This is a genomic window from Halobellus sp. Atlit-38R (genome assembly GCF_003665925.1).
GTDB classification, from domain to species: domain Archaea; phylum Halobacteriota; class Halobacteria; order Halobacteriales; family Haloferacaceae; genus Haloquadratum; species Haloquadratum inordinatus.
On record NZ_QXIJ01000007.1, the window covers coordinates 93,168 to 116,895 of the forward strand.

Here is a 23,728-nt window from a genome sequence, read left to right on the forward strand (position 1 = left end):
TAGTTTAAATGAATAACACTTCTTTTCAGGGCAAAAATAAGGAAACGGTCCGGGTACAAGAAAATAAAAATAATATAATAGAAGCTACACTATTTAGTAATATACTAGATCAATCACTTTCTAATGCGTACCGCTACCGACGCGGGCCGCTGATGTAGTTCGTTCCGTCCTCGTCGTCGTCGGTTTCCGGCACGCATATAGTTTTTTTATGTCGGGTTCCTAGGTCAATATCAGATGAAATCAGACGATTTCGATCTCAAAGCGGATCTGGAATACGGGGCCGAACCGGGTGTGAACTCGTTCCGGAACAACCGGATGCTTATCTTCAACGCGAAATCAATGGGGCTCCTCCGCCAGCAGTTGATCGACACGCTAGGACTTGAAGAAGCCCGGAAGACGCTGTTCCGATTCGGATTCCAGTCGGGGTACTCGGACTTTTTATCTATCGACAAGAACTACGATTTCGACAGCGAGAAAGAACTACTCGAAGCCGGGCCCAAGATCCATACAGACAAGGGACTCGTCAGCGTCGAAACGACCGAATACGAGTACGACGAGGATGCCGGCGAGTTCCGATATGGGGGTCTCTGGCACAATTCCTACGAAGCAGAGCAGCACGTGATTTACAACGGCGAAGCCGAGGAGCCCGTCTGCTGGAGCCTGACCGGATACGCGTCAGCGTGGTGCAGCGGATTTGCAGAGATTCCCGTTTTGGCGATGGAATCGAAGTGTGCTGGGATGGGACACGACGACTGCGAGTGGCGGGTGAAACCGATCGACGAGTGGGGCGAAGAGGCCGCTCCCTACATCCGCGCGATTATGGACTTCTTCCGCGGTGATAAGCTGATGGAGTACTACAGTTATATGGAGGATCAGGAAGGTCTCGAAGGAAAGATCGAACTCGCTAAAGAGACGAACCTTCCCGAGACCAAAGCGTCGACCGCCGTGGACTCGAAAGAGAACATCGAGATGTTCCGCGAGGCGATCGAAGATATTCTCGGCGAGCGGCCGCCGAAACTGTAGCGTGAGTTAAGACTTTCCGATCTGGACTCCCCGTTTCGCGCGCTGGTTCACACCGCTGGGCACGAGTCTGTAAACCACTTCGTCGTGCCGAGTTACTGACCTCTTGACGCAGTTGTGTTCGACAGTGTCACGAAACGAGCTGCTGTTCGAGGTCACGCATCGATTGCGCTCGAACCTCAGAGTAGATGGGACAGTTCGTGGACGTCCCGTCTGTGAGTTCCTTGATGATCGCTTGTCGTAGACTGTGTGTACACGCCCGCCCGAACTCATCGAAGTGTGGGCACTTGACACAGCACTCTGACGGGTGAAACTGCTCGTCGGCCATAGTAGCACGTTCGAAAGAATATTATAAATAACTTTTGAGTGAGTTACAACGTTTGACTGCGGACCCCTGCTGACTTGACGGGGTCAACTGTCGGTTCCGTCGCTCACTACGCTAGTCTGCCTGTTCGACCTCGAGATTCGACACCCTGATAGAGTGAGGCGTCCCTTCGAGGTCCTCGAAGACCGCCCGATGCTCGTCGGTCGGATCGGTGCCGTCGTAATTCGGACATCGAACGGTTGGTTCGCCGTACAGCGGCGGCGGACCATCGAGGATGTCGTCCTCGGTAAATTCGTATCCACATGCCGGGCACTCGCCTAGGGACTCTTGCTCTTGACTCGTGGGAGCCATTGACACTCAATACTATCTAATAGTAATTAAATATATCGCAACCACTGATCAAAAAGTACCGGAAGCGAGCAAATACTGCGGTCTCGACGCGTGTCGCTCCGTTCTACCGTTGCTTCTCGCCGTGTCCGCGGAACGCCTCTGTTTATGTGTCAGTCGTCGCTGGCGGCACTGGTCGGCTCTGCGGACGGTGGCTTCCAGTCGGCCCAGTCGTCTCCCCACTCGGGCGCGCGGAAGTCGATGCCGCGCTCGTGGACGTTCTCCTCGCCCATACCCATATGTTCGAGAGCCCCTTCGAGCGTCTGCGGCTGGATGTCGCCAGCCAGGAAGCGGCGCAGGATGGATTTGTGCTCCGCGTAGCGGTCGGGTTCGTTCTCGAAGATCCACTGACACGGCTCCGAGCAGAAGTAGTACGTCTCGCCGTCGTGCTCGTGAGAGTGGAGGCGGTTATTCTCGCGGTCGGGGTCCGCGTGAATCGCGGGAAGTTGACAGAGGTCACACAGCACGATGAGGTCGTCGGCGACTGTCTTTTCGAGGTTGTCGTTCCGCATCGCCTCGGCGTGTCGATCCCACTTTTCGCCCCAACGGTCCTCCCAGCCCGGGTATTTCTCTTCGAGCCACTCGCGGTCTTCCTCGGTGACACCCGGCGGTGCGATGGGTAGCGTCGGCCGCCAGTGGTAGTGTCCGCCCGCCATGTAGTGGCTGGTGCCACCCTCCCGTACCAGCTCGATGAACTGCTCCCAGTACCACGGTTTTTCGAGACCGGTGCTCTCGATATTCTCGAGGAACTGGTCGACGATCCACTCTTCCATAAATTCGCCCCAGGACATCTCACGGTCCTCGACGGGCGTGTAGTAGTCCATACTTGGGCCCGTCAGCGCCGAGAACAGTTTATAACAGCGCCAGAACGACTTATCGACCAGATACTGTGCACGGTCGAGGTCGTCGTACTCGTCGAGGATCTCGATGATCGCATTGCCCTGCTGGGCGTGTCGGGCCTCGTCGGTCTGGATCGACGAGATGGCCTCCGCAAACTCGATGTCACCGACGTCCGCGGCGTCGGAGGCCAGCGCGAGGAACTGCATATTCGTGAATCCGGTTTCGAACGCGAATGTGACCTGTAGCGCGGAGTCGATCGCGTTAGAGGCTTTGAAGTCGTCAAACAGGTGGCGGGCCGCGACCGACGCCCAATCTTCGGTGTGATAGAGCTTCTTACTCCAGTCGTACTGGGCGTCCTCCTTGACGAAACTGTGAGGAATCCGCAGCTGCAGTTCGGTGTGTCGCAGTTCGTCCATCGCGCCGAACTGCGCCATATGTCGCCACGCGCTGTCCGGCGCGAAACGAGCGTACTGCGATTCGCTCGTCACGGCGGCGCGTTCCAGCAGCGGGACCGACGCAAAGTGGAACTTCAAGACGTCTTCCCACCCCATCCCGAGGGAGTGCGGAAGCCCCGACTGCTCCATCGCCGAACTGACCGAGTAGACGCTCCCGTCTTTCTCGTGTTGCGTCTCGTAGTACTCTCGGGCCGTCTGTTTGTAGGTCTCCTCCCAGGCTTCCCAACCGCCTTCGGGAATGTCGTACGCGTCCTGCCCCGTCATCTCCGGTGGGAAGGCTTCCTCTTCGTCGACGTAGGACAGATCCCAGTTCGTGTTCGTCGCCGTCTGGTACCAGTCCTCACGCCTCACGTTTGGTAGCATATGCACTGGAGTAGTTTAACCGAACTATATTAAAATTTACTCCGAAACGCCACAAAACAGCCGATAGAAGGCCTGTACCCGCGGCTAAGCGCGACGCGAAAGCGGCGTCGGCGGGGTTGATCTCGAGTTAGGCGGGGCGCGACACGGGGAGGTCTGCGAGCATCGCGTCGTACTTCCTGCGGATGTCGTCCAGTACGTCGTCGAAAGCCATCGTCTCCGGCGGCATCGACTCGAACGCCGGTCGGAACGCCTCGACTGCCTCCTCACTGGCCGGGTAGTACTCGTCGACAGTCTCCTGTACGACGGCCTCGTTCGACTCGTCGATCTCGACGACGTGATCTGCAACCGAGGCGGCGACCTCCTGGCTCCGGTCCGCGTCGAGATAGAAGTTGTCGAGGACCTGTGCGTAGAGGTTCGAGTCGTTCTTGTCGAAGAGTTCCGAGTAGTGTGCCAGGAAGAGTTCGTCGAGCAGCGGCTTCAGGACGAGGTTCGTGCCGACGAACGACTTGCCCCAGTCGTACTCGACGAGGAGTTCCTCGAGGACCTTCCGCAACGGCTGCCACATCTCGTCTTCTTCCCAGATTTCGCGCTCGTTCTCGGTGAACCCCTTCTCCGGGAACTCCTTGTGGAGCTGGGTCGCTCGGCGCGCGAGACGCTCTTGTCGTCTGATCTCGTCCGTCGCCTGGAACGTCATCGCCGTGCTGATGGTACTGGACGGCGCGAACATCGTGAGATACGACGCGATCATCTGCAGCCCGTGACACGGGTATCGAAGCGGTAGGAACGCCCGTTCTTGGAAATCGAGCCACGGGTCGTCGCTCCGCTCGGTTCCGCGTTCGAGCACCTCCGCCTGCTCGTACAACGTTTCGATCGTGCTCTCTCGCTTGTCCATCAACTCGTTGTACTTCTCGTAGGTAAGCTCGCGGGGGTCTCGCCACGAGTCGAAGTCGTCGGGGTACTCTCCAGTGATGGCGCTTCCTTCCCGATACTGCTGATACCACTGGGGGAGCGCCTCGTCCGAGGAGACAGCCAGCCGGGGAACCGTGCCGTCGTACCGCTCGCCGATGTCGTAGTTCGTCCGGTGGGCGGCGACGTCGTACGTCGTCGGGACACGCCGCTGGTTCCAAGTGCTGTACGTCCGATACGTCTCTTGCTTCATCGGGTAGTCCTTTTCGCTCATCGATCTATTGGTCTGAGTGGGTTTCTTTGATGTCGCTGACGAACTCGATTCGATCCGACTGGGGCTTGATGTACCCTTTGAACGAGGAGATCTGCTCTTCTATCCCACCAGGGACTTGGATTGCACCCTTTCCGAGGATCTCGTCCAGCGTCTCCTTCGTTACGACGCACCTGTCTTCGGCCTCGACACGGAGGTACGCGCGCCGGTCGGTGACTTCGACCTCTCCGTCGGTATCACGCTTCAGTGCCTCGATGATCGCTTCGGTCTCTCTGTTGTTCCGGAGGACGGGTCCAACTTTCCCCATCTTCAGCTCCCCTCCGGAATCACGACGTAAACCTCGCCGCCGTCGACGCCCGCTTCGTACTCGTTCAGGCCGTTTCCGGTGGGGTTTAGCCCCTCGCCCGACTTCAGGTCGAACTCCCAGGTGTGGGCCCTACAGGTGAGCGTCGTGTCGTCGTCGTGCGGTCCGCAGACGCATCCTCGGTCACCGGTCTCCTCTAGATCTCGGTCCTGGTGGGGACAGATCGCGTCGTAGGCGTGAATCTGCTCTTCGAGATCTCGCCAGATCAGGACTTTCCGGTCGCCGACCTCAAAGAAGGTCATCTCGTCGGCCCAGATGTCGTGGTCGTCGCAGATGTAGTGCTTTTCTCCATCGCGCGTGTTCGCAGTTTCTCTTGGCATACTTACTCTTGAGGTTTCGCGTGTTCGGGGTGTGCTTCGAGCATACTTTCATCGTTCCACGCAGGATGTGACTCGCCGAATCCTTCGGGGATCTCCTCGCCCTCGTATTGGATTTCGACGTACTCTACGGGTTCGAGGGCCTCCGAGACGCGCTCGTCGCTTGGAACGACGTCCCCTTCGTAGATCATCTCCAGCGGTCGATCGTGGTCGATGTGGACCCGACTGTCCACGATATGTGAGATCTTGTTCGCCGCCTCCTCGACCGTGTCTTCGGAATCGACGGGCACGAGGGTCGGATAGTCGTCCGTACGGAACCGTACGAGTAACGGAAACTCTGCCATGGGAATCCAAGTCACGATATAATAGCATACAATAAATAATTACCGATGGTGGCTATCGTGCCAGCCGCACAGCAGTTGTCGGTGGACTGTGCGATCTCGATGCGCAGGAGGCCGACCGCTGATACTGTCGGACAGAACGATGTGAAGCGTCTCGGCACCCCGGCGGGGGCCAACACGATTCACGGACTTCCGTCCGACAGTATGAGGGCAATCGCGGTCGACGTCGAGGGGAATCAGATCTGCCCGGGAGAGGGTGACACTTGGGCGTGTGCGTCAGTCGTCGGCTTCGACGGGCGGTTCCTGTGCTTTGTCGCGCTCACGAATCGGATGGCACTCGGGCTCGCTTCCCTGGTCGCTCCAGTCGGTCTCGTCGGTGGGGATGTAGTCGTACTGGCGGCGGGCGTGCGAGCCGGCTTTACCGCCCCACCAGACGAACCCGTCAGACCCGTCCTCGGGCGTCCAGGTGATGGTCTCCCAGTCGGGGTCGAAGATGAGGTAGCCGCCCGCGAAGATCTCGATCTTGTTGCCCGAGGGTTCGACGTAGTAGTTGAAGTGCGCTTGACTGATGCCGTGGCGGGCGGGGCCGCCGACCATCTCGATGCCGCGCTCCCGAAGCAAGTCCGCCGCGCGTTCGAGTTCGCCCGACTGGCCACCGTCCATATAGTAGGCGACGTGGTCGATCTTGTCGTTGACGTTCGCGTCCGGGGGGGCGTTCACGAACGCGATCTCGTGGACGAGCGGGGAGACGCTGAGCCACGCACCGACCTGATTGCCTTCGGGATCGAGTCCCTGTTCGCGGAGGTTGAACCCCAGGACGTCCTCGAACCACTCGACGCACTCGGGGACGTTGGTGACGTTGAAGTTCACGTGGTCGATGCGTCGGAGTCCGGCGCCGCGTTCGGGCTTGCGCGCGGGTTGGTTTTTGAGTCGTGCGCGGTTTTCTTCTTTGACCGTGTCGAACGCGCGGTCGACGTCGTAGACGAGCTCGAAGTACTCGGGGGTCTCGCCGGGGTAGTCGAACTTGAGTGCGCGGCCCTGGCCGGGTTCTTTGTCCTCGTCGGCCCACTCGGTCTCGTAGCCGGAGTCTTCGATGCGCTGTTGGAGTACCTCGAAGTCGTCTTCGTCTTCGAGCATCCAGGCGACGTGGTTGCAGCCCCACTCGTCGCCCTCGCGAAGGATGAGCGTGTAGTCCTGCCAGTCGCCGTAGGCGGCGAGGTAGTAGGCGTCGTCCTCCTCGTGGCGGACGTACATTCCCATCGTGTCGCGGAAGTGTTCGAGCGACGCTTCGAGGTCTGGACAGTACAACTCGGCATGTGCAAGGGTTGCAATACCCATATATCGGGAAAATTTATCATCAGTAATAAAGTTTTGGTTAAATTGTGACAGATATCGGTCAGCGCCGAGAGGAACGCACCGCTGCGAGGAGTTGTGTGTCGGACGCTGAGGTCAGGGGGCCACCAGTGATTGCACTCACGAGAGTTTCGCGTTTACCTCGATCACGTTGGTCGACTGCAACAGTTGATCGCGGAGTTCGTTCTCGATCCGATCATCGCTCATCCGGCGAACTGGCCCCGAAATGCTGATCGAACCCAGCACGCGACCAGTGTCGTTTCGGATCGGCGTCGCGATACACCGGACGCCACGCAGACGTTCCTCGTTGCCCATCGCGTACCCACGCTCGCGTACCGTATCGAGATTTTGCTTGAACGTCTTGCGGTCGGTGATCGTGTTTTCGGTCTGCTTTGGCAGCCCGTGTTTGTCGATGATCTCGTCTACGCGATGATCTGGGAGATACGCCAGGATCGCCTTCCCGGAGGCGACGCTGTGCGGATAGACGTACTGCCCGATCGAGAGCGTCGTCGGAATCGCGTTTTCGCCTTTCGACCGATAGATGTAGATCACGCTGTCGTCTTCTAACATCGCAAACTGCGCGCGTTCTTTGGTCTTTTTGGCCAGTTCGTCTACTTCCTGCGTTACGAAATCGTAGATACCGATCCGGTTTTTCACCCGTTCAGAGAGGCTGAGATACCGAAGGCTCAGCCGATAGCCGTCGTTGTGCTTGGTGATCAGTCCTTCCTGTGAGAGGGTATAGAGGTACGTGTGGACCGTACTCTTCGATATATCGAGATCGTTCGAGATCTCCGAGAGGGTCATCGCCCCCTCGTTTTCGAGTTCCTCGATTATCCGAGACGCCCGCTCGACGGCCCGAATCGTGCGGGGTTTATTGTTATCATTCATACTCTCAGGTAAGACTCATCGATTATAAGCGTTCACACCGATCGGCCGCCGGTATATCAAATAACGGAACGCAACTTTTCCGCCCCCTCGGCCAGTAGCCTTAACAAAAATATCGCAGCTACTTCCAATACATCTTTTTATCCGCAATATTTGCGTACAGATGCAGGTCCGGGGGCATCACTGACGGCATTCACATATATCACATTGGGTCCCGCCGGGGGACCTCGTGGTTAGTGGGCAACCACGGAGACCGGGTCGCTACGGGTAGTGTATGTTGGCGAACGGTCGTTTCCCGCGTCGAATCCGCTGACAGCGGCGGGGTCGACGGCCTATAACAGGCGTACTATTGTTACCTCCGGTCGCTCCGGATCGAGAACAGCGTTGCGCTGTTTTCAGAGGGAATAGATGACAAGGTCGTCAGAAACTTTTGGCCACCAGTCTAATATTTGGCGGGAAAATTCACTACTACTTCTGTCAGCACTCCCATCGACGAATCGATTTCAAGAATAGGTCTTGTCCTTGATGGATTGTCGACGACTTACACCAGTATCCGTCTTTATCAAAAATGTACTATTTTGTTTGATTATGAAGAATTTCTCCTCAGCGCGTTCAGTCACTGCGTTACAGTGCGCTTAGGACGCCTACTAATAATACGTTACGCTGGAATCTGTCGGTGGTTATCGTTGCTGTTGTATACCCTCGCGCACTCGATCGCGCGACAGCGTGGGATCGGCTGCGTGAGGACGTGCAACCCGTACCGTCGGCGTTCACGGGTGGTTCGGACCGAAGCGATCAGGTATAAGACGGTTGAAGCCAACGCTCCCGCATGGACCGAGCTGATCCTCCGAACCGAGCTATCAATTCAGCGGTGCGAGCATTCACGATCGTGGAGACGATCCAGGAACTGGACAGCGCGACCTTCACCGAACTCTCCACGAAAATTGACGTCTCCGACAGCACGCTCTACGATTACCTGGAGACACTCACCTATCTCGGTTATCTCTCGAACGACGACGGTAACTACCGGCTCTCGCTGCAGTTCTTCGATCTCGGTATCTCCGCCCGCAAGCAGTTTCCCGTCTTCGAGAAGTCCCAGTCGGCACTCAAACAGGTCGCAAACGAGAGCGGTGCGGCGGTGTGGCTGATGGTCGAAGAAGCAGGCAAGGCGGTCTATCTCGCCCGAGAGATGGGCGAACAGTCGATCGAGACGCACGAACGGCTCGGGAAACACGAGTATATGCACTGTCTGGCGTCGGGGAAGGCGATGCTGGCGTTCGCCCCCGAGGAACACGTCGACAACGTCGTCGAACGATACGGGCTGCCGGAGAAGACGCCCGCATCGATTACGACGCGTGCGAAACTCGACGCGGAACTCGCCGAAATCCGCGACCAGGGGTACGCGATCAACGAACACGAGACCGCCGAAGGGGTCTCGGCGGTCGCGGCGCCGATCGTCGCGAACGACCGTGTCTACGGTGCGATCGCCGTCGCGGAACCCGTCGCTCGGATGCGCAACGAGACTCGGCGACAGAAACTGATCGAACTGGTCACGACGGCGACGAACGAAATCGAACTCAAACTGACCTACGAGTAATTGGAACCCCGAATACTGATTCGGACTGGCTGGGTCCGGTGACTTCTCTTTTTCGGCTCCTTTCGATAACATAGGTACGATTGTTATCTTATGCCGTTATTCACACCTATTTCGGATATGACGAAGTAGACCCGTACTCGACGACGTCGGGCCGCGCCGGTCTGTATCCCAACGGAAGTTGTCCACTTTACATTGATCGATCGACGCGCACGCGACTCGCGGCGCTCGTCGCGTTCGAGTGTCGAATGGACTTCAGTATAGAATTTCGGATATACCGAAATACGACTGGAAACGAGACCAGATTCGAGAGTGGGCCCGCAGGGTGGTGTGCGTCAGATACTGACGTACACGTCGCCGTCGGCGACCTCGACGTCGAAGGTGCTGATGCACTTGCCGGTTACTTCGTGTTCACCGGTTTCGAGGTCCCACTCCCAGAGGTGCCACGGACAGCTGACGGTGGCGTTTTCCGCGTCGACGCCGCCGCGTGTGTCTGTCCACGTGTCCTCGGCGTTGATCTTCTCTTCGCCTGCCTTGTACAACGGTGCCTGCTGGTGGGCACACCGGTTGAGAATCGCGTAGAAGTCGTCGCCGGTGTTGAAGACGGCGACCTCGATGCCTTTGACGTCCACGGCGATTCCAGTACCCTGTTCGATCTCGTCGGCGGCTGCAACCTTGGTGAAGTTGTCGCCGACTGGGGATTCAGTGCTCATTATTCTGTTAGAGTCGCAGAATGTCCTCTGCGTTTTCGTGGAGGACGGCCTGTCGGGTGTCGTCGTCGAACGCGCGCGAGGTGTAGAACCACGTCGGCGGGTCGAGCGTCTGGTGCGGCCAGTCACTGGAGTAAATGAACATATCCTCCGCGAGGCTTAGATTGAGCATGCCTTCGGCTTCACCCGCGTTGCGAGGCATCGCGAACGGTTGCGTGCAGAGATAGAAGTTGTCGCGCAGGTACTCACTCGGGGTGCGGTCGAGATACCGCTCGCCCGCTTCGTGCTTCCGGGGCGTGATCTTCACGTCTTCGGGGTGCATCTCGTAGAACTCGTCCATCCGGTAGCGGAGGAACGGGACCCACCAGTGACCGGCTTCCTGCAGGACGACGTTCAGATCCGGGAAGCGGTCGAAGACGCCGCGCATAATCATATTGACGACGTTGACCATCCCGTGGATTGGCCAGTCGAAGCCGAGCACCTCGGTCCAGGTCATCATCTCGTCGCCGATGTGGGTGTGCTGGGGCCAGTAGGCCAGCGAACCGTGGAGCAAGAGCGGGAGGTCGTGCTCGACGAGGGCCTCGAAGACGGGGTCGAACTGCTCTGCGCCCCACGGGACCTTCGGGTCGAACCACGAGTACGCGGCCGCGATGTTGTCTTCGCTGCCGACGCGTTCGATCTCCTCGACGGCGTATTCGGGGTCCCACTTGGGGACCATCATCGAGGTGTACATCCCCTCGTCGGCGAAGTTGTCGAGCATATAGTCGTTCGCCGCCTGAGTGACGCCGTTCTTCAGCAGCGGATGGTGCTGCTGATTCAGGTTGTTGATCCCCGGGTTGACGATCGGCTCGTCGATCGCGAACTTGTTGCAGGCCTCTCGCACGTCCTCGGCGTACTCGGCGCGTCCCTGTGTGAACAACCCTTCTGTGCCTTCCTTGATTGCGTAGGCTGCGTCCCACTTCCCGACGACGGGCGTCGGGCCGAATTCGGTCGTGAGTTTGTCTCGAATGACGTCGTCTTCCACGTACGACATCAGTTCGTCTGTCATCGGGTTGACGTGGAAGTCCAGGTCGATGATGTAATCCTCGAAGGCTTGCTCCGGTACTTCTGCCTCAGGATCTAGCTGCTCTGTTGACGATCCCATATAGGACTTATTGTGAGATACGGTATAAAATACTTTACCGTACTCCCGTGGTCTCGACACCACGAATCGACGGTTTTCGACGCTTCTGGGGCGTCACGGACGCAATTCACCCGATCGTTACGACGCTTCGTCACTTCGGTATATCCGAACTTGTGGTCTCCGAACGGCCGCGGTGTTACTCTCCCACGACGACTGCCGCGTCTTGAACCTGATGCCGCGCGAACTGCTGTGGCTGGCAGCGTCGCAGGCCAAACGACTCTCCGGATCAGATGTATTCTAGCACTGTTTCGTCTGTGTATTCACCACATATATGATACTTCGATGTCGGGGATTTGCTCCCGACACCGCGAGTAGCACGTCACGCATCGTATAGTGAAGGAAGCACACACGTTCACAGGCCCGCTCGGCACTACGAACGCGTCATCGGCGCGCTACAGCGGAGACAGAGAACGCTGTCTGCAACCCAGTTCACGTCCGTAGCGTCGCAGTTCGGACACCGGTAGGTGTCGTTGCCGTACTCGGTGGTTCCTCGGGGTGCGGCCAGATGCCCGTCGTCGACGACCCGATCGACGAGTGACCGAAACCGACGTCGCTTGAACCGCGGACGGGCCCCGAGGAATCGGCTGGGATCCGCTGGATCGCTCCCGTGAATGTCCTCCCACGAGACGGCGATCTCGCCGTCGGCAGTGCCTCGTGCGACCTGCTTGAGTGTCGCCGCCGCCGCCTCGAAGAGCGGTGCGGTTGCCCACCGGTGGACGGATTCGAGACCGTCGAGAGTCTCGTAGGCGTCGGTAGCGTCTCGATAGGCCTTCTCGGCTCCGTCGGTGTCGCCGGCCACGCGGAAGTCGGCGACGAACTCGGCCAGACAGGCTCGCTGGACTGGCACGTCTAGTCCGGTCTCGAGGTCGCGGGCGACAGCGACCCCCTCGACAGCCCGGCGGGCGGCCCGGGTACTCTCACCGGCGACCCGGTAAGCGACGGCGGCGGCGGTGAGGTACTGTAGCCCGTCCCCGACCCAGCCGCGCTCGTCCGACTCGAACGGCCCTTGTCCCGGCCGCGGCTCTGCGAGAACGCGCCAGCCCGCTCGCGTGTACTCGTCGGCTGCGGTCACATAGTCACGCTTTGCGAGTGCGGCTACCGCTCGCGCCCGGTGTCCCCCATCGTTCGTTCCCATACTAGGTAGTTTACTCGCGGCGCTCGAACTGGTAGGTCAGCACCTCGTCGCTGTCGTCCCACTCGAAGTCACCGGGATGGACGTGCTGCATCCGCCGCTTGTAGGCCTCTAGGGACTCCGAGCCTTCTCGCTGCGCGTCGGCGTCGGTGAAGTCGCCTAACGTCCGCCGCTCGACACTTGTCACCTCGAACGCTTCGCCTTCGATCTCGAAAGTATCGCCCTCGTTGGCGTAGCGGTTGCTCGCGCCACGAGTCAACTGCGTCACGTCGCCGTTCAGCACGGACTGCTGTACACGGTCGTTGGGCAACAGGTCGCCGGCGTCGATCTCCGACATATCTCTCCCTTTGGCCGCCGCCGTCAAAATCCCATCGCGTCGGGTTCGCTCGCTGACGAGACTGTTTCGTTCGCCGGCGAGATTGCGCCACTGCGCGTAGCGATCACGCAGTGGTCCGGATGGACGGCCGGTCGGTATCTCTTCCGACGCGTAGCGGGACCGCCCTGAGTGAGATCTCCTGGCTTCGACGAACAACTCGAAAAATTCGTATCAGATATATATTGTACTACTATATGTGACCAATGTACGGATTTAGAACTCACAGCACAGCGCGACTGTGGTAGGACCGCTTCTCTGCTTACTCGAATGTCATCCCGTATCCCCACTCCTCCAGTTTGGCCTCGACCTCGTCGAGGTGGTCGAGTCCAACCATCACGAGTGCCTCGCGGAGGTCCGTTAGCGAGACGTCGTCGTCGAAGTGGTCCTCTAGGTCGCGAAGCGTATCGCGCTCTGCGGTTTTCGTCTCCGGCTGGAGAAAGAGCGGGACGCGGTTCCGACCGTCCTGAACGCCGTCGCGGCGGAATTTGTACGGAATCTGCATCGACCGCTGCGACGAGTTGTCCCGGCCTTCGGACGCAGGCGACGATCCCTCGCTCGCTGCGGACTCCGATGATCCGCTTGTCTCCGATCTGGCGGTTTGGTCTGTCGTGGCGTCGTCGCCGCCGTCGTCGGCGAAGGGGTCTTCGCCGGCGCCGCGCTTCATACCCGTCATACGGTCATCACCTCGTGGTCGACGTCACCAGGCTCTGGTGGGTTCGGCGCGTCGACGCCGACCTCCGCTTCGAGGTGTCGCGCCAGCCGATCGAACTTCGCGAGCGTCTCGATCTCGTAGTCGCGGCGACGGTCGCGGTGCTCGCGAACGTACTCGAAGGCCGAACACTGTTGCATCCAACAGCCTTCCATCAACGACGCGCGCTCGCCGACGACTTCCGGCACCGGGTAGTCGATGCCCTCGAGGATCGACCGCTGATCGCGCGTGTTCTTGAACCCGATCGGGATCGCAGCCAGCACGCCGACCTGAACGTCCAGTTGCTCTTCGAATCCGGAGACGAGTTCTTCGAGTCCCTCGACGGCGGCCTCGCCTTTCGCGCTCGGCTCGACCGGAATGACGAGTGACCGCGTCGCGTTGATCGCGTTGTAGAGGTGCGGCCCCTCTGTCGCCGGCGGGTCACAAATGAGGACGTCGTACTCGTCGGGGACGCCCGCCTCCCGAAGCACTCGAAGGAGCTGCGCGTGGATCCCGAACGCTTCACCCATCGCTTCCGATTGGTCTTTCTCTCGCTGGAGGTACTCTGCGAGGTCCGAGAGCATATTGTGCTCGGGGACGATATCCACGCCTTCGACGGTACGGATCAGCTCTCCGAACTCGCCCTTCGGTCGTCGGATCATATGCCGAACGATGTTGTCTACGGATTCGGTACGCTGATCGTCGACGCCAAAGAGGCGCGAGAGGTCGCCGTCCTGCGGGTCGAGTGGAACGACGAGAGGCTTCAGTCCCGCCCGTGCGTGCGCGACAGCGAGGTTCGCGGCCGTCGTCGTCTTGCCGACCCCGCCAGCCTCGCTATACGTCGAATACGCGAGCATATCGTGTTCATCGTGTGGCCTCGTCTTGAATGTTCGTCAGACGCGTTCCAGAATGTAGTTACTGAATACACGTCTTGCTTGTATCCATTGAATGCACCTCTCGAATAACACTCTTGAATGTGTTCAATGATTATATTTAGTGAACACAACTAATGAACTGGTGCAGTGAACACAACTAATGAATACAATTCTTGGATGTCTGTTATAGGTGCTCTCACTGAACACATACGATGAATGCAGGTCGTGAACTGTTTCGCTGACTGTGAGTCGTTACAGACTGTGGTTGTTGCATTCAACGTGTTCAGGGAGTGACTGTGAACGACGAGTGAGCGGCAAGATGTTCACTCACTGTAGGGACCGTTACATTTGCTCTTTTCACGTCCCGAATCGGGGGCCGCATCCCCATTCGCCAGTCACTGACCGGGGAACAACAATAGCCGTCCCACGACGAAGGCGAAGTACAGACCCAGCAGATAGCCACCTTCGGTCCGCGTGAGGTCGCCGCCTCGTCGATAGGTCACCCACCCGAGTAGTCCCACCCCAGCGGCGATTTTGAACGGCAAGTCCCACAGGACGACTGCTTCGGGGACGTAGTACGTCGACAGCGCTCCGCCTAATCCGATCCCGACGAGTGGATTGACAATGTTGCTCCCGATCAGCGTCCCGAGTGCGACGTTCGGCGACCGGCGCCGGATCGAATCCATCACGGCCGTCAGTTCCGGGAGCGCGGCCGCGACGCCGATCGTTATCATACCCACCATCGATCCGCCGAGTGCCAGCATCTCGACGACGACCTCGACGACTGAGAGCATAAGTGACGCCGACAACAGCACCAGGACCAACAGGCCCGAAGCGACCAGCGCGTCCCGGCGCGGATTCACGCTCGGTGGCTCCCGAAGTGACTGGGTCCGCTCGCGCCGCGCGATTCTGACTCCGACGTACGCCAGATACAGGAGCAACAGTACGACGCCGTCCAATCGAGTGATCGTTCCGTCCCACGCGAGCACCTGCGTCGCCAAGAGTGCCCCCAGCATTGGGAGGTAACTCTGACGCACGAACGACTTCGTGAGGTGGACGCTCCCGTAACCGATGAGGAGGACGCCGACGAGCAGGAACTGTTGGACGGTCGAAGACCCAGTGTTCCCACCGAGGACGACTGCCGAGGTGACCTGATAGTCGAGAACGCCCGAGAGGATCCCAAGCGAGGCGATGAGGTGTGCACTGATCTCCGGTAGGCTCGTTCCGAGCGCGAGAACAGTCAGCCCCACGAGAACCTCGTCGACGTCGTAGTATTCCGCGAGCGCGAGTAATCGATCGATCGCGCGACTCGCTGCCGTCACGAGCGTGTACAGCGCGACCGCCCCGATCGAGACCTGCGTCAGGAGGTCGCCTGCGACTGCCATCTCAACGCTCGGCCAGCCAGGTGTCTACCCAGGGCGTTTCGTGGTCGGGGTCGAACGGCTCGACCGACCACGCTGGACACCGTTCGCACTTCCACACCCTGCCGATCGACCCCTCGCGGTTTACCACTCCGACAGAGGCCCAGGCGTGCGTTTCGCAGGTCTCGTCTGCGGTCATACGTACCGACCGACGGTCGCCGCGGTGAAAAGTTTACTCTCGCAACAGAACTGCCACTACGCGGACGAACCTCACGAGAGATTTGACACTCCCGAGAAGCCGATCTGATACACCAATTAGCGCTTTATTATCACTCTCCGAGGCCTCCCGATCGAGACGCCAGAGCCCCACGCTATTACAGTCCGGTACGCAAATTGGAAGTATGGAACTCACTGCCGACGAAATCGACATCGGCACGCGGTCTCCCACGGTCTTGCTCAACTCGCTCGACGCGAGCGAACTGGGTGTGCACCCGCTCGATCGGATCCGAATCCGACACGACGGACGGGTCACGACCGGAATTGTCGAGGTCACCGACGAACTCGTCGATCCGGGATCACTCGGTGTGACGCGCCCGCTCGGCCACATCACCGGCGCCGTGGAAGTGTCGATCGCGCCGCGGCCGGACTCCGTTGCGTACCTGATGAAGAAACTCGACGACGTCGAACTCGAGATGGGCGAACTCGATGCCGTCGTCCGCGACATCAACAACGATCGCCTGAACGACGTCGAACTGAGCGCGTTCGTCTCGGCCGTCTACACCCACGGACTCTCTCGCGAGGAGACGATGTGTCTCACGAATGCAATGGTTGACGTCGGCGAGACGATCGAGTGGAACCGCGACCTGGTCGTCGACAAGCACTCGATCGGCGGCGTGGCGGGGAATCGGGTCACGCCCATCGTCGTCGCGATCGTCGCCGCTGCGGGACTCACGATCCCGAAGACTTCCTCTCGGGCGGTGACGTCCGCGGCGGGAACCGCCGACACGATGGAGGTGTTCTGCGACGTCGACTTTTCGGTCACAGAGATCAAGTCGATCGTCGGCGAGACGAACGGCTGTGTCGTCTGGGGCGGCGCGGTCAACCTCTCGCCCGTCGACGACAAGATCATCCGCGCGGAGACGCCGCTGTCGCTCGATCCCCCGGGACAGGTCATCGCCTCCGTGCTCTCGAAGAAGAAGAGCGCCGGCGCGACGAACGTCGTCATCGACATCCCGTACGGCGAAGGCGCCAAAGTCGAGAGCCTCTCGGAGGCGCGCGAGATGGCCGAGGACTTCAGTCACGTGGGCACGAACCTCGGGATGGAGATCGACTGTACGATCACGCGCGGCGAACAGCCGATCGGGCGCGGGATCGGGCCGACGCTCGAAGCCCGCGACGTCCTGTCGGTACTCGAAGGCTCAGGCCCGCCGGACCTCCGCGTGAAGAGCGAGCGCCTCGCGCAGGTCCTCCTCGACGCGGCAAGCCTCGACGAGACGGCGGTCGACATCGTCGAGTCGGGACGGGCGGCCGCGAAGTTCCGCGAGATCGTCGCCGCACAGAACGGCGATCCCGACGTCGCAGTCGAGGATCTCGAACCGGGGGCACACGATTCGACGGTCCTCGCCGGCCGGAGCGGCGTCATCACGCACGTCGACAACCGGTACGTGAACGAACTCGCGCGGCGGGCCGGGGCCCCGAAAGACCACCGCGCCGGTGTGCGTCTCGAGCACCGCGTCGGCGACAAGGTCCAAGAGGGGGATCCGCTCTTGACGGTTTACGCCGAGAAAGCGGAGAAACTCGACCAGGCGGTGTCGTTCGCAACCCAGCGGAAGCCAGTCCGTGTGCTCCCGCCCGACGAGGCGCTCATCGAACAGATGTAGCGCCCCCGGTCGCAACCTCGGTACGAGCGCTTTTATCTGCCGCACCGTAATCATCGTCGGGTATGAGTGCTCTCGAAGACATCGACCTGGATTTCGTCCCACTCGGCGACACCGGCTTGCAGACGAGCGAACTCCAGTTCGGCACGTGGCGCTTCGGCAAAGAGACCGAAGAAGGGAACGTCGAAATCGACGCGGACCGCGCGCACGAACTACTGGACGCCTACGAAGCCGCCGGCGGGCGATTCATCGACACCGCGGACGTCTACGGCGGCGGCGCGAGCGAGCGGTGGATCGGCGACTGGCTCGCCGAACGGGACCGCGAACGCTTCACGATCGCCTCGAAGATCTACTGGCAGATCCGCGCGGACGACCCCAACAGCCGGGGGACGAACCGTAAAAACGTCCGCCACCGGATCGACGCCCTCCTCGACCGACTCGACACTGACTACGTCGACGTGCTGTACATCCACCGTTGGGACGACGACACGCCGACCCGAGAGCTGCTGAAGACGCTGAACGGCCTCGTCGAAGACGGCAAAGTCCACTATCTCGGCGCGTCGACGATGCGACCGAACGCTTGGAAGGTCTCGAAGGCGAACGAGATCGCCCGCGCGGAGGGCTGGGAGCCGTTCACCGTCCTTCAGCCGCGGTACAACCTCGTCGACCGCGAGATCGAGGGAGACTACCTGGAGATGGCGCGCTCTTACGGCGCGGCGATCTGTCCGTGGAGTCCGCTCGGGCAGGGCTTCCTGACGGGCAAGTACACCCGCGAGGAGGGGCTTACGGGCGAGTCGCGGTCGGCCGAATCGAGCCGATTCCGCCAGACGTACCTCACCGAGACGAACTTCGACGTGCACGACGAACTCGACGCCGTCGCCGAGGAGGTCGGCGCGACGCCGGCACAGACAGCACTCGCGTGGCTGATGCACCGCGACGGCGTCACCGCGCCCATCGTCGGGGCGCGGACGGTCGAGCAGCTCACCGAGAACCTCGCCGCTGCGTCGATCGACCTCTCGCCCGACCAGGTCGATCGACTGACCACGGCGAAACCCGGCCCGTACGCCGGCCTGTGAGCGGACCTACCAGGTCGCGACGTAGAAGACGATCAGTCCGAGACTCGACACGAGCCCGCCGACGGCAGTCAACGACAGCTTTCCGACGTTGAACGGCGTCCGAAATCCTCGATCGGCCTCGGGCCGCGAATACCGGAGTTTCAACAGCGCCGCGTTCACGATCACGAAGACGACGAGCAGCATCACGTTCGCCAGTCCCGCAACGAGGCCGATGTCGCCGAGGAAGACGAACGGGATCGTGCCGAGTCCGACCAGCCCGACCGCGTAGTGGGGCGTCTGTCGGTCGGGATGAACGCGGGAGAAGGCCTCGGGGAACACTTGATACTCGGACTTCGAAACGCCGTAGAGCAGCCGCGACGTCGATATTTGGAGGATCAACACCGTGTTCGTCGTCGAAAAGAGCGCGATGACCGCAAGTACCGTCGAACCGACAGGTCCCCAGCCGACCTGAGCGACCTCCGCGAGCGGCGACGTAGATCGGCCGAGCACCTGCCAGTCGACCAGAGAGACGGCCGACAGGCCGACAAGGACGTAGAGTACCGTCGTGATGCCGACCGCGAGGACGATCGCGCGCGGAATCGTCACCGTCGCGTTCTCGGTCTCCTCGGAGAGATTCACGATCGAGCCGAATCCGAGGTACGCGAAGAAGATCAGGAACGACGCCTGGACGACGCCGAACAGGCCGTTAGGCGCCTGAAAAACCTGCGCATCTCCCCAAGAGCCCCGCGCGATCCAGATGATGATCAGCAGCCCCAGCACCTCGATGCCGGTGAAGACGATGTTGATCTTCGTCGAGAGTTCGATCCCCCAGTAGTTGACCGCGGCCATCACGAGGACCAAGAGTACGGCGACCGGCACCGCCGGGATTTCGACGAAACTCGAGAGATAGCCCGAGAACGCCAGCGCGACCGCCGCCGAGGAGATGACGCCCATAAACAGCCGCCCTGCCGCCGTGACGTCGGAGACGAACTCCCGATCGAACGCTTCACGGACGTAGATGTAGTCGCCTTCGGCCTTCGGAAAGAGCGAGGCGAGTTCGGCGTAACTCAGTCCCGTCAGCGCGGCGATCACGGCAGCGAGCAAGAACGAGAAGACGATCGACCCGCCGGTCACGCCCGTCGCTTCGCCGAGAATCGCGTAAATCCCTGCCCCGAGGATCAACCCGACGCCGTACACGACCGTCTCCGAGAGGCCGAGCTCCCGACGTAGCTCTGACATCGGTTATTATGTCATTCGCGTAATGTATAAAACACGCTGCCGCACCACGCCATTTCCGTCGCTTCCCCCGATTTCCCGTACCTTCTTTTGCCATCGAGTCAACATCGAACCTGAGCCGCCCTGAACTCGGCTCAGTGATTCGATGAACGTCGAACAATTCAAATCCGAACACGTCCCCGAAACGTCCGACGAACGGTTCCAACTCGAAAACAGCTACACGCTCGACGTCACCGTCGACGACGACGTGATGGCGAAAGCCGGATCGATGGTCGCGTATACTGGCGATCTCTCGTTCACCGGCCGCGCCTCCGCCGAGGGCGGCATCACGGGCTTCCTCAAGGAGGCCGCGTCCGGCGAAGGCACGCCCGTGATGACCGTCGAGGGCGACGGCCACGTCTACCTCGCAGACAGCCAGAAGAAGGTCCAGGTACTCGAACTGGACGACGACGACGCGATCACTGTGAACGGCGAGGACGTCCTCGCGTTCGAGTCGCGCGTCTCCTACGAGATCAGCACGATCGACAGCCTCGCCGGGTCGCTCGCTGGCGGTTTCACCAACGTCTTCCTCCAGGGACCGGGTTACGTCGCGATCACGACGCACGGTGACCCGATCGTGCTCGAACCGCCGGTCGCCACCGACCCGAGCGCGACGGTCGCGTGGAGCAAAACGTCCCCGAACGTGCAGGTGAACCGGAGCCTCTCGGATATGGTCGGGCAGGAATCGGGCGAACGGTATCAGATGAACTTCGAGGGGCCGGACGGCTTCGTCGTCGTCCAGCCGTACGAAGAACTGTAACGACTGCCCGAAGCCCCGGTCTCTCGCCCGCGATCGATTTCTCTTGTAGCACGCTTCGACTGCTTCGACAACCCCCTCTTGACTGCCGGGTCTGGCTATCGGAGTTGATTTCCTTCCGAGTCAGTCGTGAGATCCGTGTCCGCCTGCGCTTTCCATTGCCCTGAATATCGGGCCCTCCGACCTGTTGTGTCAGATTTCCGCACCACTCTCAAAATTATCAAAGTCTGTAACCAGGGATCAACTGATAAATAGAGGTACCTTTCGCTTCCTATTATCGTGTCTCGAAACGGCGACAGCGAGGTTTGGGGGAGCCATCCGGCCTGGTTCGACTTGCAGTCGGCGGCCGGCGACGTTGCAGGGGATGTCGTCGGTGCCAAGCCTCACAGTTCGAAAATGAATCGACGTGCAACCATCCAGAGCACAGCGCTCTTTCCGAGGAATCAGATAGAGAATGCGCGATAAGGTTCGCGGTATCACCAACCGATTCGAGTTCAAAATCGTTCTGGTCATCCTCGTCGCGAGTCTCCTTCCGCTGGGCGCGACGACTGCGATCGCTCACACGCAGGCATCGGACGCACTGGCGGAGAAATCCACGACTGCGCAGCAAAAGCAGTTAGAGGGCGTCTCGAACAACCTCCAGACGCGCTCTGAGTTCTACAAGCGACAGGTGCGGGTGGTCGCGACGAACCCGTACGTCCGGGAGTTGGCGCGGCATCGGTATCAGAATGACACTATCGACGGCCGCACTGACGCATTCGAACGGGGGGAAGTCTACCCACAGCTACTGGGCGATACGCAGTCGTATCAGAACACCCAGCAGTTCTTCGCGAAAGTCGCCTCACAGAACCCGAATATCGATATGATCCGCGTGTTCTGGAAGGACGGCAACGTCCTCTCGGGCTATAAACTCGGCGAGGAGGACGCGTCGGACTACAAAGGCGACAAGCAGTGGTTCGAAGACATCGTCGTCGAGCAGACTGTCGAAAGCGACGGCGTGTACGTCTCATCGATCAATATCGCCCGCGCGACGGACTCGCCGGCGATCCGGTATGCCACCCCGCTGGTTGTCGACGGCGAACGTGTCGGCCTCGTGATCATCAACTACGAGGCGACACAGATCACCCAACCCGTCCGTAGCCTCGGAACTAACGGCTCCGGGTACGGAATGATGGTCGACCCGGCGTACACGAACGCCGAGGGTGAGAACATCGGCGCGGCGTACGTCGCCAACGGCCGCGACTCCGAGCGCGCGTTCAACACGTCGATCGCGGGCAATCTGACGGTTCCGATGGACGCTGTGCAGGGTGCGTCCGGTTCGGTCAGCTTCGAGCGGAACGGCCACACTTGGATCGCGCAGTACCAGCGTGTCCAACTCGCCAGCGGCATCGAGTACTACGTCCTGCAGGCCGTCCCGCAAGCGGAGATGGTCGCGGCCTCACGGACGCTCACGAAATCGATCCTCGGCATCGCCGGAATCGCCGCTCTCGGCGTCCTCATCGGCGGCACCTTCATCTCTCGTCGCCTCTCCCGGCCGATAAAACGGCTCGCGACCGACGCGAACGCCGTGGCGGACGGCGATATGGACCGAGAGATCCGAATCTCCGAGTACAGCACGGAGACTCAGATGGCGACCGAGGCCGTCCAGTCGATGAAGACCAACGTGGTCGACGCGCTTGAGGACGCCGAATCGGCGCGTTCGCAGGCGAACGAACTCAACACGCACCTCGAAGCGAAAGCGACGGCGTACCAGCAGGTGATGGAGGACGCCGCCGAGGGCGATCTCACGCGACGAATGGACCCCCAGAGCCGCAACGAGTCGATGAGCGACATCGCAGAGACGTTCAACGCGATGATGGCGGATCTAGAAGACACCTTCGCACAGATTCGCTCGTTCGCCGACGCGGTTGCGACCTCCAGCGAGGAAGTCACCGCTGGCACCGAAGAGAGCCAGAGCGCCAGCGAACAGGTCAGTCAGTCGATTCAGGAGATCTCCGCAGACGCCGAGGCGCAATCGGAGAATCTCAACGAAGTCGCGAGCGAGACCCAGAACCTCTCGGGGACGATCGAGGAGGTCGCCTCCTCGGCGAACGAAATCTCTGCGACGTCACAGCAGACGGCCGACCTCGGCCAGGAGGGCCAGGAGGCCGCCGTCGAAGCCGTCGAAGAGATGAGCGCGATCGAGTCCAAGTCCGAGGAGACGATCGAGGAGATCGAGTCGCTCGCCGACGAGATTGCGGAGATCAGCGACGTCGTCGAACTCATCACAGACATCGCAGAACAGACCAACCTGCTGGCGCTGAACGCGTCCATCGAGGCCGCGCGGGCCGGCGAGGCCGGCGAGGGCTTCGCCGTCGTCGCCGACGAGATCAAGCAGTTGGCCGGCGAGGTCGACGACGCCACTGACGAAGTCGAAACGCTCATCGACGGCATTCAGTCTTCGACCACGAATGCGGTGACGGACATCCAACAGATGGGTGAGCGCGTCACCTCGGGGACGGAGACGATCGAGGATGCGCTGGACTCTCTGGACGCCATCGCCGCGAACGTCGAGGAAGTGAACCGAAGCATCCAGGAGATCAGCGACGCCACCGACGACCAGGCGGCCTCGACAGAGGAAGTCGCGAGTATGATCGACGACGTCGCCGAGCGGGCCGAACAGGTGAGCGGAGAGTCCGCCAACGTCTCCGCGGCTGCCGAGGAGCAGGCTTCCTCGCTCACGCAGGTCGCACAGAGCACCCAGACGCTCGCACAGGAGGCCGACGAACTCCAGCACCTGCTCTCGCAGTTCACTATCGGTGACGAACGGGGCGACAGCAGCGCCGGGGGCACCGATGTCTCGGCTCGTATCGACGATGCGACGTCGGCCGGGAGCGACGAGTCGGCGGGGGGTGGCGCCGATCCAGCGGTGTCCGACGGCGGGTTCGACTTCTCTACCGGAGCGGTCGACGACCGGTAAGGTAACTCATCCCACCCTGCAGTGTAGCACTTCGCACACTGGAACCGGTAATTTATCCG

The 23,728-nt window shown here is 60.5% G+C and carries 24 protein-coding genes; 6 read left to right on the plus strand and 18 right to left on the minus strand.

What is annotated here, in order from left to right:
• Nucleotides 1–234: 234 nt before the first annotated feature.
• Nucleotides 235–1,023, plus strand: coding sequence for a XylR N-terminal domain-containing protein (locus tag D3D02_RS11255; RefSeq protein ID WP_121570086.1), 789 nt, complete (start codon nt 235–237; stop codon nt 1,021–1,023).
• A 127-nt stretch (nt 1,024–1,150) separates the two neighbouring features.
• Here the strand turns inward: D3D02_RS11255 and D3D02_RS11260 are convergent, their stop codons facing one another.
• From D3D02_RS11260 to D3D02_RS11300, 9 genes are all read right to left on the minus strand, one after another.
• On the minus strand, nt 1,151–1,348 hold the full coding sequence (locus tag D3D02_RS11260; protein WP_121570087.1) for a hypothetical protein: 198 nt from the start codon (nt 1,346–1,348) through the stop codon (nt 1,151–1,153).
• A 111-nt stretch (nt 1,349–1,459) separates the two neighbouring features.
• Nucleotides 1,460–1,696 (minus strand): hypothetical protein, encoded by a 237-nt coding sequence (locus tag D3D02_RS11265; RefSeq protein ID WP_121570088.1) that lies wholly within the window; start codon nt 1,694–1,696, stop codon nt 1,460–1,462.
• A 149-nt stretch (nt 1,697–1,845) separates the two neighbouring features.
• Entirely contained in the window at nt 1,846–3,390 is a 1,545-nt protein-coding gene (locus D3D02_RS11270; protein ID WP_121570089.1) for a YHS domain-containing protein, read from the minus strand.
• Nucleotides 3,391–3,517: 127 nt separating this feature from the next.
• Complete coding sequence (locus D3D02_RS11275) at nt 3,518–4,570, minus strand: hypothetical protein (RefSeq protein ID WP_121570090.1); 1,053 nt, start codon at nt 4,568–4,570, stop codon at nt 3,518–3,520.
• Between the two features lie 4 nt (nt 4,571–4,574).
• Nucleotides 4,575–4,874 (minus strand): MmoB/DmpM family protein, encoded by a 300-nt coding sequence (locus D3D02_RS11280; protein WP_121570091.1) that lies wholly within the window; start codon nt 4,872–4,874, stop codon nt 4,575–4,577.
• Nucleotides 4,875–4,876: 2 nt separating this feature from the next.
• Complete coding sequence (locus tag D3D02_RS11285) at nt 4,877–5,251, minus strand: Rieske 2Fe-2S domain-containing protein (protein ID WP_121570092.1); 375 nt, start codon at nt 5,249–5,251, stop codon at nt 4,877–4,879.
• Nucleotides 5,252–5,253: 2 nt separating this feature from the next.
• Nucleotides 5,254–5,592, minus strand: a complete 339-nt coding sequence (locus tag D3D02_RS11290; protein ID WP_121570093.1) for a toluene-4-monooxygenase system B family protein — start codon at nt 5,590–5,592, stop codon at nt 5,254–5,256.
• Between the two features lie 273 nt (nt 5,593–5,865).
• Nucleotides 5,866–6,927 (minus strand): VOC family protein, encoded by a 1,062-nt coding sequence (locus tag D3D02_RS11295; RefSeq protein ID WP_121570094.1) that lies wholly within the window; start codon nt 6,925–6,927, stop codon nt 5,866–5,868.
• Between the two features lie 135 nt (nt 6,928–7,062).
• On the minus strand, nt 7,063–7,830 hold the full coding sequence (locus D3D02_RS11300) for an IclR family transcriptional regulator (RefSeq protein WP_121570095.1): 768 nt from the start codon (nt 7,828–7,830) through the stop codon (nt 7,063–7,065).
• An 826-nt stretch (nt 7,831–8,656) separates the two neighbouring features.
• Between D3D02_RS11300 and D3D02_RS11305 the strand changes: the two genes are divergently transcribed.
• Complete coding sequence (locus tag D3D02_RS11305) at nt 8,657–9,424, plus strand: IclR family transcriptional regulator (RefSeq protein ID WP_121570096.1); 768 nt, start codon at nt 8,657–8,659, stop codon at nt 9,422–9,424.
• Between the two features lie 332 nt (nt 9,425–9,756).
• Here D3D02_RS11305 and D3D02_RS11310 read toward each other — a convergent pair whose 3' ends face one another.
• From D3D02_RS11310 to D3D02_RS20645, 8 genes are all read right to left on the minus strand, one after another.
• Nucleotides 9,757–10,134, minus strand: a complete 378-nt coding sequence (locus D3D02_RS11310) for a Rieske 2Fe-2S domain-containing protein (RefSeq protein ID WP_121570097.1) — start codon at nt 10,132–10,134, stop codon at nt 9,757–9,759.
• A gap of 7 nt (nt 10,135–10,141) precedes the next feature.
• Nucleotides 10,142–11,275: an amidohydrolase family protein gene (locus D3D02_RS11315; RefSeq protein WP_121570098.1), complete on the minus strand. Its 1,134-nt coding sequence runs from the start codon at nt 11,273–11,275 to the stop codon at nt 10,142–10,144.
• 409 nt (nt 11,276–11,684) lie between these two features.
• Nucleotides 11,685–12,449 (minus strand): hypothetical protein, encoded by a 765-nt coding sequence (locus D3D02_RS11320; RefSeq protein ID WP_121570099.1) that lies wholly within the window; start codon nt 12,447–12,449, stop codon nt 11,685–11,687.
• Between the two features lie 10 nt (nt 12,450–12,459).
• On the minus strand, nt 12,460–12,783 hold the full coding sequence (locus D3D02_RS11325; protein ID WP_121570100.1) for an ASCH domain-containing protein: 324 nt from the start codon (nt 12,781–12,783) through the stop codon (nt 12,460–12,462).
• A gap of 298 nt (nt 12,784–13,081) precedes the next feature.
• Nucleotides 13,082–13,495 carry a hypothetical protein gene (locus tag D3D02_RS11330; protein ID WP_121570101.1) on the minus strand — a complete coding sequence of 138 codons (414 nt, stop codon included), beginning with the start codon at nt 13,493–13,495 and terminating at the stop codon, nt 13,082–13,084.
• Nucleotides 13,492–14,367 (minus strand): ParA family protein, encoded by an 876-nt coding sequence (locus tag D3D02_RS11335; protein ID WP_121570102.1) that lies wholly within the window; start codon nt 14,365–14,367, stop codon nt 13,492–13,494. Before D3D02_RS11335 ends, D3D02_RS11330 begins: the two co-directional genes overlap by 4 nt.
• Before the next feature lie 413 nt (nt 14,368–14,780).
• On the minus strand, nt 14,781–15,770 hold the full coding sequence (locus D3D02_RS11340) for a sodium:calcium antiporter (RefSeq protein ID WP_121570103.1): 990 nt from the start codon (nt 15,768–15,770) through the stop codon (nt 14,781–14,783).
• 1 nt (nt 15,771) lies between these two features.
• Nucleotides 15,772–15,945, minus strand: coding sequence for a hypothetical protein (locus tag D3D02_RS20645; RefSeq protein ID WP_158599357.1), 174 nt, complete (start codon nt 15,943–15,945; stop codon nt 15,772–15,774).
• A 202-nt stretch (nt 15,946–16,147) separates the two neighbouring features.
• Between D3D02_RS20645 and D3D02_RS11345 the strand changes: the two genes are divergently transcribed.
• Together D3D02_RS11345 and D3D02_RS11350 are read left to right on the plus strand one after the other, a co-directional pair.
• Entirely contained in the window at nt 16,148–17,626 is a 1,479-nt protein-coding gene (locus D3D02_RS11345) for an AMP phosphorylase (RefSeq protein WP_121570104.1), read from the plus strand.
• 62 nt (nt 17,627–17,688) lie between these two features.
• Entirely contained in the window at nt 17,689–18,699 is a 1,011-nt protein-coding gene (locus D3D02_RS11350; RefSeq protein WP_121570105.1) for an aldo/keto reductase, read from the plus strand.
• Between the two features lie 6 nt (nt 18,700–18,705).
• Here the strand turns inward: D3D02_RS11350 and D3D02_RS11355 are convergent, their stop codons facing one another.
• Entirely contained in the window at nt 18,706–19,917 is a 1,212-nt protein-coding gene (locus tag D3D02_RS11355) for an APC family permease (protein WP_121570106.1), read from the minus strand.
• A 142-nt stretch (nt 19,918–20,059) separates the two neighbouring features.
• On the opposite strand from D3D02_RS11355, the gene D3D02_RS11360 reads away from it, so the two are divergent.
• Nucleotides 20,060–20,713 (plus strand): AIM24 family protein, encoded by a 654-nt coding sequence (locus D3D02_RS11360; protein ID WP_121570107.1) that lies wholly within the window; start codon nt 20,060–20,062, stop codon nt 20,711–20,713.
• 451 nt (nt 20,714–21,164) lie between these two features.
• A complete protein-coding gene (locus D3D02_RS11365) occupies nt 21,165–23,669 on the plus strand; it encodes a methyl-accepting chemotaxis protein (RefSeq protein WP_121570108.1) in 2,505 nt (834 codons plus the stop codon).
• Nucleotides 23,670–23,728 lie beyond the last annotated feature (59 nt).

What these genes read in the sequence shown, in the direction of transcription:
- D3D02_RS11350 (WP_121570105.1), top strand. Translation starts at nt 17,689, where the DNA reads ATGAGTGCTCTCGAAGACATCGACCTGGATTTCGTCCCACTCGGCGAC.
- D3D02_RS11300 (WP_121570095.1), bottom strand. Translation starts at nt 7,830, where the DNA reads ATGAATGATAACAATAAACCCCGCACGATTCGGGCCGTCGAGCGGGCG.
- D3D02_RS11310 (WP_121570097.1), bottom strand. Translation starts at nt 10,134, where the DNA reads ATGAGCACTGAATCCCCAGTCGGCGACAACTTCACCAAGGTTGCAGCC.
- D3D02_RS11320 (WP_121570099.1), bottom strand. Translation starts at nt 12,449, where the DNA reads ATGGGAACGAACGATGGGGGACACCGGGCGCGAGCGGTAGCCGCACTC.
- D3D02_RS11295 (WP_121570094.1), bottom strand. Translation starts at nt 6,927, where the DNA reads ATGGGTATTGCAACCCTTGCACATGCCGAGTTGTACTGTCCAGACCTC.
- D3D02_RS11360 (WP_121570107.1), top strand. Translation starts at nt 20,060, where the DNA reads ATGAACGTCGAACAATTCAAATCCGAACACGTCCCCGAAACGTCCGAC.
- D3D02_RS11365 (WP_121570108.1), top strand. Translation starts at nt 21,165, where the DNA reads ATGCGCGATAAGGTTCGCGGTATCACCAACCGATTCGAGTTCAAAATC.
- D3D02_RS11325 (WP_121570100.1), bottom strand. Translation starts at nt 12,783, where the DNA reads ATGTCGGAGATCGACGCCGGCGACCTGTTGCCCAACGACCGTGTACAG.
- D3D02_RS11260 (WP_121570087.1), bottom strand. Translation starts at nt 1,348, where the DNA reads ATGGCCGACGAGCAGTTTCACCCGTCAGAGTGCTGTGTCAAGTGCCCA.
- D3D02_RS20645 (WP_158599357.1), bottom strand. Translation starts at nt 15,945, where the DNA reads ATGACCGCAGACGAGACCTGCGAAACGCACGCCTGGGCCTCTGTCGGA.
- D3D02_RS11340 (WP_121570103.1), bottom strand. Translation starts at nt 15,770, where the DNA reads ATGGCAGTCGCAGGCGACCTCCTGACGCAGGTCTCGATCGGGGCGGTC.
- D3D02_RS11355 (WP_121570106.1), bottom strand. Translation starts at nt 19,917, where the DNA reads ATGTCAGAGCTACGTCGGGAGCTCGGCCTCTCGGAGACGGTCGTGTAC.
- D3D02_RS11275 (WP_121570090.1), bottom strand. Translation starts at nt 4,570, where the DNA reads ATGAGCGAAAAGGACTACCCGATGAAGCAAGAGACGTATCGGACGTAC.
- D3D02_RS11255 (WP_121570086.1), top strand. Translation starts at nt 235, where the DNA reads ATGAAATCAGACGATTTCGATCTCAAAGCGGATCTGGAATACGGGGCC.
- D3D02_RS11285 (WP_121570092.1), bottom strand. Translation starts at nt 5,251, where the DNA reads ATGCCAAGAGAAACTGCGAACACGCGCGATGGAGAAAAGCACTACATC.
- D3D02_RS11270 (WP_121570089.1), bottom strand. Translation starts at nt 3,390, where the DNA reads ATGCTACCAAACGTGAGGCGTGAGGACTGGTACCAGACGGCGACGAAC.
- D3D02_RS11315 (WP_121570098.1), bottom strand. Translation starts at nt 11,275, where the DNA reads ATGGGATCGTCAACAGAGCAGCTAGATCCTGAGGCAGAAGTACCGGAG.
- D3D02_RS11345 (WP_121570104.1), top strand. Translation starts at nt 16,148, where the DNA reads ATGGAACTCACTGCCGACGAAATCGACATCGGCACGCGGTCTCCCACG.
- D3D02_RS11290 (WP_121570093.1), bottom strand. Translation starts at nt 5,592, where the DNA reads ATGGCAGAGTTTCCGTTACTCGTACGGTTCCGTACGGACGACTATCCG.
- D3D02_RS11305 (WP_121570096.1), top strand. Translation starts at nt 8,657, where the DNA reads ATGGACCGAGCTGATCCTCCGAACCGAGCTATCAATTCAGCGGTGCGA.
- D3D02_RS11330 (WP_121570101.1), bottom strand. Translation starts at nt 13,495, where the DNA reads ATGACGGGTATGAAGCGCGGCGCCGGCGAAGACCCCTTCGCCGACGAC.
- D3D02_RS11280 (WP_121570091.1), bottom strand. Translation starts at nt 4,874, where the DNA reads ATGGGGAAAGTTGGACCCGTCCTCCGGAACAACAGAGAGACCGAAGCG.
- D3D02_RS11265 (WP_121570088.1), bottom strand. Translation starts at nt 1,696, where the DNA reads ATGGCTCCCACGAGTCAAGAGCAAGAGTCCCTAGGCGAGTGCCCGGCA.
- D3D02_RS11335 (WP_121570102.1), bottom strand. Translation starts at nt 14,367, where the DNA reads ATGCTCGCGTATTCGACGTATAGCGAGGCTGGCGGGGTCGGCAAGACG.